Source organism: Tunturibacter gelidoferens (assembly GCF_040358255.1).
GTDB lineage: Bacteria > Acidobacteriota > Terriglobia > Terriglobales > Acidobacteriaceae > Edaphobacter > Edaphobacter gelidiferens.
The window spans coordinates 3,054,141-3,067,405 of the sequence record NZ_CP132938.1 but is presented as its reverse complement, the minus strand read 5'-3'; the positions used below and the strand labels follow the sequence as shown (position 1 = coordinate 3,067,405).

The 13,265-nt window shown below is 58.5% G+C and carries 10 protein-coding genes; 5 read left to right on the top strand and 5 right to left on the bottom strand.

Annotation, left to right across the window (positions count from 1 at the left end; translation table 11 throughout):
• The first annotated feature begins 102 nt into the window (after positions 1–102).
• Together RBB81_RS13615 and RBB81_RS13610 are read left to right on the top strand one after the other, a co-directional pair.
• Positions 103–309, top strand: coding sequence for a hypothetical protein (locus RBB81_RS13615; protein WP_353071013.1), 207 nt, complete (start codon positions 103–105; stop codon positions 307–309).
• A gap of 201 nt (positions 310–510) precedes the next feature.
• Entirely contained in the window at positions 511–1,440 is a 930-nt protein-coding gene (locus RBB81_RS13610; protein WP_353071012.1) for a ketopantoate reductase family protein, read from the top strand.
• Between the two features lie 255 nt (positions 1,441–1,695).
• On the opposite strand, the gene RBB81_RS13605 is transcribed toward RBB81_RS13610, so the two are convergent.
• Positions 1,696–2,208, bottom strand: coding sequence for a pyridoxamine 5'-phosphate oxidase family protein (locus RBB81_RS13605; RefSeq protein ID WP_353071011.1), 513 nt, complete (start codon positions 2,206–2,208; stop codon positions 1,696–1,698).
• Positions 2,209–2,237: 29 nt separating this feature from the next.
• On the opposite strand from RBB81_RS13605, the gene ftsY reads away from it, so the two are divergent.
• A complete protein-coding gene (gene ftsY / locus RBB81_RS13600; protein ID WP_353071010.1) occupies positions 2,238–3,239 on the top strand; it encodes a signal recognition particle-docking protein FtsY in 1,002 nt (333 codons plus the stop codon).
• 141 nt (positions 3,240–3,380) lie between these two features.
• Here the strand turns inward: ftsY and RBB81_RS13595 are convergent, their stop codons facing one another.
• Positions 3,381–6,077 carry a beta-glucosidase family protein gene (locus RBB81_RS13595; RefSeq protein ID WP_353071009.1) on the bottom strand — a complete coding sequence of 899 codons (2,697 nt, stop codon included), beginning with the start codon at positions 6,075–6,077 and terminating at the stop codon, positions 3,381–3,383.
• 1,080 nt (positions 6,078–7,157) lie between these two features.
• Here RBB81_RS13595 and ribD point away from each other — a divergent pair.
• Both ribD and RBB81_RS13585 read left to right on the top strand, forming a co-directional pair.
• Complete coding sequence (gene ribD / locus RBB81_RS13590; protein ID WP_353071008.1) at positions 7,158–8,396, top strand: bifunctional diaminohydroxyphosphoribosylaminopyrimidine deaminase/5-amino-6-(5-phosphoribosylamino)uracil reductase RibD; 1,239 nt, start codon at positions 7,158–7,160, stop codon at positions 8,394–8,396.
• Positions 8,397–8,400: 4 nt separating this feature from the next.
• On the top strand, positions 8,401–9,060 hold the full coding sequence (locus tag RBB81_RS13585) for a riboflavin synthase (protein ID WP_353071007.1): 660 nt from the start codon (positions 8,401–8,403) through the stop codon (positions 9,058–9,060).
• Positions 9,061–9,158: 98 nt separating this feature from the next.
• Here RBB81_RS13585 and rho read toward each other — a convergent pair whose 3' ends face one another.
• The 3 genes from rho to RBB81_RS13570 form a co-directional block, all read right to left on the bottom strand.
• Positions 9,159–10,409, bottom strand: coding sequence for a transcription termination factor Rho (gene rho / locus RBB81_RS13580; RefSeq protein ID WP_174336882.1), 1,251 nt, complete (start codon positions 10,407–10,409; stop codon positions 9,159–9,161).
• 177 nt (positions 10,410–10,586) lie between these two features.
• Positions 10,587–10,808 carry a DNA-directed RNA polymerase subunit omega gene (locus RBB81_RS13575; protein WP_179582507.1) on the bottom strand — a complete coding sequence of 74 codons (222 nt, stop codon included), beginning with the start codon at positions 10,806–10,808 and terminating at the stop codon, positions 10,587–10,589.
• A 474-nt stretch (positions 10,809–11,282) separates the two neighbouring features.
• Complete coding sequence (locus tag RBB81_RS13570) at positions 11,283–12,875, bottom strand: YifB family Mg chelatase-like AAA ATPase (protein WP_183788755.1); 1,593 nt, start codon at positions 12,873–12,875, stop codon at positions 11,283–11,285.
• Between the last annotated feature and the right edge of the window lie 390 nt (positions 12,876–13,265).

Sequence of the window (13,265 nt, the reverse complement as noted above, 5' to 3'; positions counted from 1 at the left end):
GGTACACAAGTCACGAAGTGACCGCGCCACGCGCAGTGGGCCCGTCCGGCAGGACGCCCCCGTAGCTGGCACGCAGATCGTTTTGCGCCTAAGCTGGTACGCATGCATGATCACGAGCACGGACACATCCCTCCGCCAGACCTGCCCCAACACAAAACCTACATGGGATTCCGTCCCCACATCTTCATCGGCGGCCTCGTCCTTATCGCAATCCTCTTCCTCTACCTCCTCCTCCTCGTGCGCCCTTCAGTCTGGCCATCCGCGGCTCACCCTGCGCCCGCTCCGGCATCCACCCCCGCTCCAAACTAACCTTCACCGTGTCGCATCGAATCGCCTCAGTTATGCAAATCCAACGGAGAGCTCACGCATCCAACTTCCAATCCAAGGACCCGCACCCAACCTCGCAGGTCACGCCAGCTGGCCCATCGATGAGCCCGGCCGACGCAATCAGACTAAGCTGAGACACACTGTGGTCCGGAACACGGTGTCTCGAAAACTACAAGGACGAGTATGAAGATTCTGATCGTAGGTGCTGGAGCAGTCGGCGGTTACTTCGGAGCACGTCTCATTCAGGCAGGCCGGGACGTCACCTTTCTCGTTCGTCCCGCTCGAGCGCAGCAGCTTCAACGCGATGGACTCCGCATCGTGAGTCCTCACGGCGACGCCATTCTCAAGCCAAAGACTGCCACCAGCACCGAGATCACCAGCCCCTACGACGTCGTCTTTCTCAGCGTCAAGGCCCAGGCCCTCGACCAGGCGATCAAAGATATGACCCCCGCCGTCGGCCCCGACACAATGATCTATCCCGTGCTCAACGGTATGCGCCACATGGACTCGCTCGTGCATAGCTTCGGCAAGCAACCCGTCCTCGGCGGTGTCTGCCTTGTCTCCACCGACCTCGATGAGCAAGGCCGCATCGTGCAACTCACCCCCCTGGACAAGATCATTTACGGGGAGCGCAGTGGGGAGATCACTACTCGCATTCGCTCCCTCGACGAAACCCTGCGCAACGCCGGCTTCGAAACTCAACTCTCCACCAACATCACTCAGGCAATGTGGGACAAGTGGGTGACTATCGCCTCCTTCGGTCTCATCACTTGTCTGCTGGGTGGTCCCGTTGGCGAAATTAACGCGGTCTCCGACGGCAAACAGACCGCCCTCCAGGCCATAGACGAATGCGCCGCAATCGCGAAGGTGTGCGGCTTCCCTACCCCGCAGCCTCACCTCGAATATGTCCGCCAACTAGCCACCGACAAAGACTCAAAGTTCACCTCGTCGATGTACCGCGACCTGCAAAAAGGCGCTCCAGTGGAAGTCGACACCATCCTCGGCGACCTGCTCGACCACGGCCACGCCCACCACATCGAAGCCCCTCTGCTCCAGGCCTGTTGCGTTCACCTCCGCGTCTATCAGAACTCGATAAATTCAAAAAATCATTAGCACTCGCCTGCACCCACTCGCCTTCGCGCTTTTTCAGGCTGTCTCCGGTCCGACGTAGACGTTAATTTCTAAGACCGGTACTCTCTGGGACTCGTCATCTCGACCGAAGTCGCGCAGTCTCATCGCGCGACGCAGTGGATTGCGGCCACATCTCTCAGTTGCAGCGAACCGATGAATTCTGCGGTATCCGTCAAGATCCCTGTATTTTCGTCTTTGCCTCCGCAATGCTTATCCTCGCCATCAGCGCGAGAACCCTCACATTCCAAACACCATCTCCTCGATCCGCGGTGGCCGCTGATCGAAGTCGCTGAATCGAATCCATTGCGGACGAACGACGAAGTACACCAACCCCGGCCAGTTCTGACGATCCACTCCATCCGGCCACGCCGAGAAGTAGATATTCTTGTACTGCGTCAGTTCCTCCCCCACCGGCAGAAACGCCTCACCTTCCAACTGCACCGTCCTCTCTCCCTCCCACCCCACCACCAGGGAGGCCTTTGGATTCGAGGTAAGGTTCCGGTATTTGCGCGTGATGTTGAGAGTGTCGAAGACGATCTCAAGATCTTCCGTCACCGCAATCCCGACAAGGGCAGACTGCGGCACACCCTCCCCCGAGATGCTTCCCAACACCCCCAGCGTATGCGCAGCCAGGAACTCGTAAAGCTCCGCCTTCGTCATAATCGTCAACGATTCATCATCATCAACGATAAGCCTGCCACCGCGAAAGTCAACGATCCAAGGAGCACGAAAGACCCGCCATCGGGCCATATCTCCAACATTGCTAAACTAGCAAGAGCATGGCTTTTTCCCTCTTCGGCAAACGCGACAAACCCGACCAGCAACCCGACCAGCCCACCGCAGTAGCTCCCGAACCGCAGGAGCCGAAGCGCGGACTCTTCGACCGCATGAAGCAGGCGGTCACCCGCACCCGTGAGTCCTTCTCCGAGTCGATTAGCTCCGTCATCGCCCTCACCCGCGAGGTCGACGAGACCACCCTGGTCAACCTCGAGCCTCTCCTGCTCGCCGCCGACCTCGGCGCCCCCACCACCGCCCTCGTCATGGAGAACCTCCGCCAGCGCGCCCTCCGCGTCGGCATCCAGGGTGGCGATGACCTCAAGCGCCTACTCAAGGCCGAACTAAAGCAGGTCCTCGACAACGTAGCCCGTCCCATCACCCACCCCGCGACGCCCCCCGAGGTCATCATGATGGTCGGGGTTAACGGCACCGGAAAGACCACCACCACCGGCAAGCTCGCCGCGCACTTCACCGCACAAGGCCGCACCGTTCTGCTCTGCGCCGCCGACACCTTCCGCGCCGCCGCCATCGAACAACTCGAAGTTTGGGCCCAGCGCTCTGACGTTCAGATCATCAAGACCAAGCAAGGCGGCGACCCATCAGCGGCCCTCTACGACGCCTGCGTCGCCGCCAAAGCCCGCAACACCCAGGTCCTCATCGTCGACACCGCCGGCCGCCTCCACACCAAGACCGACCTCATGAAGGAGCTCGACAAGATGCGCCGCACGGCAGAAAAGCTGGTGCCCGGCGCTCCGCACCAGACCCTCCTCGTCATGGACGCCACCACCGGGCAGAACGGTCTCACCCAGGCCCGTCTCTTCACCGAAGCCGCCCACGTCACCGGCATCGTCCTCACCAAGCTCGACGGCACCGCCAAGGGCGGCATCGTACTGGCCATCGCCACCGAACTAAAACTCCCCGTCATCTATGCGGGTATCGGCGAGAAGCTCGAAGACATCATCCCCTTCGACAGCGCCAGCTTCATCGACTCGCTCCTCGACTAAAGCGCTCCCCTCCGACCAACGGGAGGACCAAGCACCTAACCCGCCAAGACCGGTACACAAGTCACGAAGTGACCGCCCTCCGCGCAGGAGGCCCGTCCGGCAGGACACATCAAGCATTCCCGCCGGACAGACCCCAGCCGTCTACTTCTCAGCAGTCAGCTTCAAATCCCGCGAAGACGACCCCACCCGCACTCGCCGCGCATCCGACCGCACCCACTTCTTCTCCGCAACCGACCAGTACTCGAGCGCACGCGGCCACACATGCATCGTCACATCCTTGCTCTCGCCCGGCGCCAGCGTAACGCGATCAAACGCCGCCAGCGTCTTCGGCGCAAACTGCACCCCCTGCGGTTGCTGCTCCGGAGCATCCAGGTACACCTGCGGCACCTCATCCCCCGCAACCGCGCCCGTATTCTTCACCCGAATCGAAACATCCAGCCCGTTATCCGAAGCCTTCGCCACCTTCAGATCCGAGTACTCAAACGTCGTGTATGAAAGCCCGAATCCAAACGGAAACAGCGGCTCGATCTTCTCCTTATCGAACCACCGGTACCCAACATCCACGCCCTCCGAGTACGTCGTCTTCCCATCCACACCCTTAGCCGACCGCTCCGGATGCGCCGGATCATTCGCCGCATAGTCCGTCAGCTGCTTCGCCCACGTAAACGGCAACCGCCCAGCCGGACTAACCTTGCCCAGCAGAACATCTGCCGTAGCCCATCCGCCTTCATCCCCCGTCCACCACATCTGCAGCACGCCCTTTACTTTGCCCAACCACGGCATCGCCACCGGCTGGCTGACGTTCATCACCACAATCGTGTTCGGATTCACAGCCGCAATCTCATCCACGAGCTTGTCCTGCTCTCCTGGCAGTGCGAAGTCCGGCTTGCCTCGCGTCCACACAAACACCACCGCCGTATGCGCCTTCTTCGCTGCATCGATAGCCGCCTTGTGGTTGCTCTCCCGCAGCTCCGGCGTCGTCCAGTTCAACCGAATCTGCTCTGGCTTATTCGAAGTATCGCTACTCGCCATCACCGTAATCGAGTGCGGCCCCGCAGTCAGCTGCACCGCACGCCGAACATTGTCCAGCCCATCGACCGTCGGAAATCCATTATCCTGCGTCGCGTACTGCACATCGCCGTGCACCGTACCCTTCGCCGCGCCCGTCTGCCCCACGCGCTTGCCGTCGATCATCAGCCTTCCACGCGCACCCAGCACCTGCAGGTACATCCAGTACTCCCCCGCGCTCGGCACCGTCAGCGTTCCCTTCCACGTCACGGTTCCACTCGCCGGCAGTGACTTTCCATTGCTGTGCGTAAAATCCAACTGCGCGTCTTCAACCTTGCTTCCTCTGCTATCAATACGCAACAACCCCGGTTTCCCATCATGCGACAGCGCCGCCGCCGGAACCGGCACGCCAGTCATATCGTCATCCACCGCATACGTAATGTTGGCCGTGGGAGCACCCTTCTTCAGCGCCTCCAGCGGACCAATCTGCCGCTCCGTCAACCCCGGACTCCGCTCTCCGAACGTCCCGATCGCCGCAACCTGACCAGCCCCCGGCCCGATCATCGCCAGCGACTGCAAGTCATCATTGCCCAGCGGGAGCGCGTGCTCATTCTTCAACAACACCGCCGCATCTTCGGCCGTCTTCCGAATCACCGCAGCATTAGCCTCCACATCCTGCGCCGTCACCGTATGCTTCTGCTTGCCATCCAGATAGCCGAACCGATCGATCTCATACAGCACGCGCCGCGCAGCAGCCGTAATCGTAGCCTCGGTCACCGTCCCGTTCTTCAGAGCCTCCCGCATCGTCGTCTTGTCGTTATCGCGCGGGAAACCACCCAGGTCCAGCCCATTCCCCTGCGGCTCCTCCGGAATCGGCCCGCCAAGAATTCCCGCCAGCGCCTCCGGGTCGAGAGGCTTCACCGGCGTAGTGTCAGGCGGAGCCGTCACAAAATAATTATTGATGAACGCCTTGAACGGACTATCCGCCTCCGCCGCGCCAGGCATCTCCATATCCAGCCCTTCGTTCAGAAACAGAACGCTGTGCACGCCGCCCCAGTCCGAGGTCACAAACCCCTTGAACCCCATCTCCTCCTTCAAAATCGTCTTCAGCGTATCGCTATTGCCGCAAGCAAACGGCCCATTGATGCGGTTGTAAGAGCACATTACCGACGACACGCCGGCCCCAATCGCATCCACAAACGGTGCGGCGTAAACCTCGTGCAGCGTCTGCTGGTCGATGAAGATGTTGTAGCCATTCGAGTCGTACCCCACATAGTGCTTCGCCATCGCCATCACGCCCTGCGCCTGTGCTCCGCGAACCTCCGCCGCGCCCATCGCGCCACTCAGCATCGGGTCTTCCCCAAACGTGTTGTAGGCGCGCGCGAACGTGATATCGCGATCGATGTTGATAAACGGCTGCAGCACCACATCGATGCCCAGCGACCGCGCCTCACGCCCAATCACCGCACCGTTCGCCTCGGCATCCTTCGCGCTGAAGGTCGCAGCAACACCCATCGTCGCCGTCTCCGCCTGCCCCGCCACCCGCGTCAACAAACCCGGCGGCCCATCGGCCATGCGCAGCGAAGGAACATGCAGCCGCGGCACTCCAGGCAGATATCCCGCCTGCGCTTGATAAACAGAAGGATCCTCAAGCCCACCGCGGATCAGATTCATCTTCTCTTCCAGCGTCATCTGCTTCAGCAGCCGATCCACCCGCGCCTCATCGGCCTTCTCTGCCGGAACCGCCTGTGCCCACGAGGCAACAGACACAACGCTCAATGCACCCAGACAAAAAGCCACTGCAAGGTACTTGCTCTTCTTCAAAGACATAGCCCGATATTCCTTCTCTTTCTGCCGAAACGGTTCATTCTTCGCCAACGACAAGAGAGCAACGAGAAAGCCCTCCCAGAGATGCCAACTACAGCTTTGCCTGAAGCCAGTCGGGCAGGTTACACAGTGCCTTCCCCATAACACGCTCAGGCTTCAACGCCAAAGCAAACTGTTTTTTCAAGTTCGAGGATTGTAGCCGAAACGGCTCCGCTCTGTTCTAGCCCAAACCAAAACCAACTGAAAATCACAGAAAAACACCCCGTCATTCTGAGCAAAGCCGCTCACGCTTTCTGTGAGCAACACAGTCGAAGAACCCCCCGCATTTCGCCTTCGCTGTCGCCATTTTTGTCGTTGTCGTTGCCTCAGCTGTTGCTATTGCCGTTACTTCTGCTGTGGCCGTTGCCTTAGCTGTTGCCCTTGCCGTTGCCTTAGCAGTTGTCGTTGCTTTTGCTTTTGCTGATGTCTTCGCTGTTGCCGTTACCCGCTCTTGGTCGTCATCCTGAACGAAGTGAAGGATCCCGACACATTTCACCCACCCATACCATTCGAACCTTCCAATCCAAACACTCCACCGTTCCCGCTCCTCCACCCACTAACAGCCTCACCGTGAACAACGCAGCCGAAAAACCGCCGTACTAGCCATTGCCGTTGCACGCCCCTTGGCTGTCATCCTGAACGAAGTGAAGGATCCCAACACATTCCACCCACCCATACCATTCGAACCTTCCAACCCAAACCCTCCATCACCCCGCTTTACCTTCGCCATTGTTGCAAAGCCCGGCCATCAAAATCCTGTCAAGCCCCCTACCCACCAAAACCCGCGCCAGACAAGGAGATTCGCGTGGCGTATCAGTTATGTCCAATCCGCTATACTTGTTTAAGAAAAGAAAAAGGGTTCCGAGTTTCGGAGCCCTTTCTTGATTAAGGAGCTAACCCCTCTGGAAAGACGAATTTAGCCTTAAGCCATTTAGATAGACGATTTAACAGACACCCATTTTTGCAAGTGCATGAAAAGAAGTCACTTCCACGGAGATACCCCCCAGGGGGTACCCCCTGAAGACGGAACAACCCGAAGACCGAATGCAGCCTGCCCAACCAACCCGCGCCGCCCAAGATCAGGCCTTCATGCAGCAAGCGCTCAAGCTCGCCGCAGAGACCATCGTCCTTGCCTCGCCCAACCCGCAGGTAGGCTGCGTCCTCACCCAGATGCCACCCAGCGGAGGCGTCCCGAAGATCATCGGCGAAGGAGCGCATCTCTACGCCAACCGCGACCACGCCGAGATCGTAGCCCTCAAACAAGCTGCCCAGCGCGGCCTCTCCACCGTAGGAGCTACTGCCTACGTCACCCTCGAACCCTGCAGCCATCACGGCCGCACCGGCCCCTGCGCCGACGCCCTCATCGCCGCTGGCGTCAGTCGCTGCGTCGTCGCCACCCAGGACCCCAACCCGCAGGTCAGCGGCGAGGGACTAGCCAAGCTCCGCGCAGCAGGCATCGAGGTCACCGTCGGCCTCCTCCAACAGCACGCCCGCGACCTAAACGATGCCTTCGCCCACTTCATCCAGCACCGCACTCCCTTCGTGACACTCAAGGCCGCGCTCTCGGTCGACGGCAAACTCGCACCGCCACCAGCCTCCCGCTTCCCCAACCAACCTCACTGGCTCACCGGCCCCGCCGCACGCTACGAAGTCCAACTCCTTCGCCACGCCTCCGACGCAGTCCTCACCGGCATCGGCACCGTCCTCGCCGACGACCCGCAACTCACCGACAGAAGCGGGCTCTTCGGACCCAACAACCTCCCACGACGCCGCCCCCTCCTCCGCGTCATCCTCGACACCCAACTCCGGATCCCTCTCTCCTCCCAACTGGTTCGCTCCGCCAACAACCCCCACGACTCAGGCGAGCCAGACCTGCTAATCCTCTGCGGTAAGACTGCGCCAAATGCCAGGATCACTGCTCTAACCGACCTCCGCATACAGGTGGAAACCCTCCCCGACCACGCTGGACGCCTCAGCCTCCCCGCCGTCCTCTCCACCCTCGCCGAGCGCAACATCCTCAGCCTCCTGCTCGAGTGCGGCTCCCACCTCAACGGAGCCTTCCTTCAGCAAAACCTGGTCGACAAAGCCGTCCTCATCTACGCCGAGACCGAGCTAGGCGACCAGGCCATCCCCTTCGCCCAGGGCATCGGCTCCCCCTACCTCTTCGAAGAGTCCCTGCACCGTGTCACCCGTGCCACCTACGGCCCCGATGCCTGCGTCACCGGCTACCTCCACGACCCATGGCCCAACCCCGTCCCACCACCATCGAAAGCGATAAGCTAAGACCATGTTCACTGGACTGATCGAGACCACCGGCAAGCTTCTAGCCATCACTCCAACCGCAGGCGCGACCCGCATCACCATCGCCTCGCCCACGCTCACCGCGCGCCTTAACACCGGCGACAGCATTGCAGTCAACGGCGTCTGCCTGACGGCTCTCAGCATCGAGCCCAACGCCTTCCCGCCGCGCTTCTCGGCAGACCTGGCCGGCGAAACCATCGCCCGCACCACCCTCACCCACCTGCGCCCCGATGCCATCGTCAACCTGGAGCTCCCGACACCAGCAGGCTCGCCGCTAGGCGGCCACGTCGTTCAAGGCCACGTCGACGGAACCGCGACCCTCATCTCCCTCGCCCCCATCACGCCCAACCAGCCCGATACCGACTGGCGTCTCCGCATCCAGCTCCCCGACACGCTTACCCGATACGTAGTTCCCCAGGGCTCCATCACCATCGAAGGCATCAGCCTCACCGTAGCCTCCATCGTGGACAACGTGGTCGAGGTAGCCATCATCCCCCACACCTACGCCTCCACCAGCCTCCACACCCTCACCCCCGGCTCCCCCCTCAACATTGAGGTAGACGTCCTCAGCAAATACGCCGAACGCCAACACTTACCAGAAAAATTCACCCTCACCGAGGAGTACCTCATCGCCAACGGCTACTGACAGAGCGTGATGCTTGAGACGAATCTGAGCGAATCAAGCAGAAAACAAAAAAGAGCGCGGCCAAAAGGCCGCGCTCTTGCGTGCTTCTTACCTCGAAGTTAGATCGAGCTCATGTTGTGTAGAAACTCCTGGTTGTTCCGAGTCTTTGCCAGCTTGTCGGTCAGCAGCTCCATCGCTTCAACAGGCGACAACGGATTCAGTACCTTGCGCAGAATCCAGGTCCGTTGCAGATCCTCTTTCGGAATCAGCAGCTCTTCCTTACGTGTCCCGGAACGCTGAATGTCGATCGCCGGAAACACGCGCTTATCTACCAGCTTGCGATCCAGAATCACTTCCATGTTGCCGGTTCCCTTGAACTCCTCGAAGATCACCTCATCCATGCGCGAGCCGGTATCAACGAGCGCAGTCGCGATGATGGTCAGCGAACCACCTTCCTCGATGTTGCGAGCCGCACCGAAGAAGCGCTTCGGCCTCTGCAGAGCATTCGAATCCACACCGCCTGAGAGCACTTTGCCCGAAGGTGGAACGATCGTGTTGTACGCACGCGCCAGACGCGTGATCGAGTCCAGCAGGATCACCACATCGCGCTTGTGCTCCACCAACCGCTTGGCCTTCTCGATCACCATCTCAGCAACCTGGACGTGACGCGCCGCCGGCTCATCGAAGGTGGAGCTTATCACTTCACCTTTGACGCTACGCTGCATATCGGTCACTTCTTCCGGGCGCTCATCGATCAGCAGAACGATCAGCACCACCTCCGGATGATTCGCCGTGATGCTATTAGCGATTGACTGCAGCAACATCGTCTTGCCAGTACGCGGGGGAGCCACAATCAACCCTCGCTGCCCTTTACCAACCGGCGTCAGCAAATCCATCACCCGGCCGGAGATATGCTCGCGAACCGTCTCCATCTTCACCCGCTCCTGGGCGTACAAAGGCGTCAGGTTGTCGAACAGAATCTTATTTCGTGTCTCTTCCGGCGACTCGAAGTTGATCGCCTCGATCTTGACCAGCGCGAAGTACTTCTCGCCCTCGTGCGGCGGACGGACATTGCCGCTGATCGTGTCCCCTGTCTTCAGGTCAAACTTGCGAATCTGTGAAGGAGAAACGTAGATGTCATCGGGACCGGGCAGATAGTTGTAGTCGGGAGAGCGAAGGAAGCCGTAACCATCGGGCAGAATTTCAAGCACACCTTCTGCAAAGATATGCCCCTCTTTTTCGCTCTGCGCCTGCAAAATCTTGAAGATAAGGTCTTGCTTGCGGAGACCACTGGTTCCGGCAATGTCGAGACCGCGCGCTAGTTTACCCAGCTCCGCGATGTTGTGTTCTTTTAACTCGGAAATAGTCATGTTTTACCTGGAAATTTGAATTTTAGGAGGGATTGTTTGGAACTGAGGCGGGATCTGCTTGACAGAGGGTCGTGCGGAAGGCCGGATGTGTGGTGAAAAATTCGAAAAGCGGATGGATTGTAGAGCGGATTAGAGGTTAGATTGATCCAAAAGTTGGAGAGGTGAAACAGCCGCGCGTTATGCCGCGCGGCGCTCTTGTAATTGTACCTTTTCTACGACAGCTTCGCCAGACTCATCCATTGGAATGGTGTCCTTGAAGCGATCCAGAACTTCGTTGGTGGTGTCCTGCAACCGCGTGTTTGGCTTATGCAGTTTACGCGTCGCTTTCGACGCCAGTTGACAAAGCTCATAGCGGTTGTTCACGTGCGTGAGAGCTCCAAAAATCAGATCCGAGCGCATAGTTTCTCCCTTTCAATTTCCGAAGCTGAAGCGTCTTGTTAGCGCTAACTCGCCCGAAATCATTCAAAATGTGGCAACCGATCTAGAGATCGCTACCGTGTTTAAGCCTCACACATTAGACGCAGAGAATCCATCCGGGGACTCCGCAATTCGTCAGAAATCTCGACTATCTTGATATCTGACATATTGCGTCTGCAAGACAACAACCTGCCCTGTTAGCTAAGTTAGCGTTCTTAGCTGAATCTGTTTCTTCCGTAGGATTCAGCGCTCGCCGCGCCCAAGTGTGAAACAGGAAGCTCGCCAGAAACCTGGCAAACCCAGAAGTTATCGTAGAAACCGGTTCGTGTTTAAGAGATCCTGCGACCCAGAGCAAACTACGACTTCAAGGAAAGTAAACTGTTCGACGCTCAAGGTCAATACTTTTTTCGGGAACCAGCGAATAAAGATATTCCAGAAATGGGAGACATCCGTTCTTCAGGACCAGTAACTTCGGTCTAAAGTGCGGTATTGAATTGCTTCTGCGATATGTTTAACTGCGATATCCTGCTCCCCTCCCAAATCTGCTATCGTTCTTGCTACCTTTAAGATACGGTCATGTGCCCGAGCACTCAACCCCTGCTGCTGCATGGCGCGTTCGAGCAGTCGTTCAGCATCAGACGATAGCTCGCAATAGGCACGTATCTGCTGTGTATTCATCTGTGAGTTAGAAAATATCTGCCGTGAAGCTGCTTTCGCTGAGCCCTTGGTCCGATCCCCCGCCTGCGCGAACCGCCTATGCTGCCGCTCCCTCGCCGCCAGAACGCGCTCACGAATCTGCTCTGACCCCTCTGCCGCTGCCCCACCCCGCAACTCCTTATATTGCACTGCGGGAACCTCTATATGAATATCAATCCGGTCAAGTAAGGGCCCGGAGACCTTCGAAACATATCGCTGGATCATCGGCGGCGTACACATGCACTCCCGCGACTTGTCGTTGAAATATCCACAGGGGCAAGGATTCATTGCGGCTGCAAGCATGAACCGCGCAGGAAAGCTCAAACTCATCGCCGCACGGGCGATCGTTACATGACCGTCCTCCAATGGCTGTCGCAGCACCTCCAACACGTTTCGCGGAAACTCCGGCAGCTCATCCAGAAAGAGCAGCCCGTTGTGGGCCAGCGACACCTCGCCCGGCCGCGGCATCATCCCGCCGCCAATCAAACCGGCGTCTGAAATCGTGTGGTGTGGCGACCGGAACGGCCGATGGGCCACCAGTCCTTGCTCAGAATCCAAAACACCTGCAACCGAGTGAATCTTCGTCGTTTCAAGCGCCTCTTCGAATCTAAGCGGAGCGAGGATGGACGGCAGTCGCTTGGCGAGCATCGTCTTGCCCGATCCTGGCGGTCCAATCATCAAAATATTGTGTCCGCCAGCGGCCGCTACCTCGAGAGCGCGCTTCGCTACTTGCTGGCCGCGCACGTCTTTGAAGTCGAATGGAAAGTGCTGCATTTCGTTAAGCAGATCAGTCGTCTCCACTTTTAGCGGAGTAGCCTTGATGCCACCCAGCACCGCCGAGTTCAACAGCTCTCGCACCTCCAGCAGCGACTTCACCGGATAAACGTTGACACCCTCAACTACCGCCGCCTCCCGCGCATTGCTCGCCGGAATAATGAGGTTCGGAATCCCTTTTGCGCGCGCCGCCACCGCAATCGGCAGCATCCCCTGCACCGCCCGCAGGCTGCCATCCAACCCCAACTCCCCCACCAGCAGATAATCGCTCAGATCCTTGATGTGCAGTGAGCCATAGGCTCCCAATATCCCGATCGCAATAGGTAGGTCGAATCCCGAACCTTCTTTCTTTAAGTCTGCGGGAGCCAGGTTGATCGTGATCCGCGTGGGCGGGATTTCGAAACCAGAGTTCTTGATCGCAGAACGCACACGGTCACGACTCTCCCGCACAGCTGCGTCCGGCAATCCCACCGTGTGAAACTGTTCCTGGTCTAACTTGATGTTGGAAAAATCGACTTCTACATCGATGATGTGGGCGTCAATCCCATACACTGCAGCACTGCGAGCCTTGAAAAGCATGAATAAGCCGATGAACCCTTAGGGGCGGAAGATTTTGCCGAGTATAGCACCCGCCTCATCACCTCACAGGCTCAGGAAGCGAATCGCCTTCAACGAAACAGCGGGGAACTAGTGTCTCTCCTCTAAAGTTCGTTGCATCAATGGGTGTCATCCTGAGCGAAGTTTGGCGCTTTTTTTGCGCCAACGCAGTCGAAGGACTTGCAGTTTGTTCCGGTTGGCAAACAGATTAGATGGTAGTGGGTCAGCTTGAAATTTATAGAGACGGGCTAAATATCACGTGCAGCAGGAAAGACCAAAAGCCATAGTGAGCGATGCAATATAGGCTCACGGGGATCGTTATGGCTACAAAAAGTACTTACCCAAGTGGGTAGTTTGTCTATTGCCCTTGAA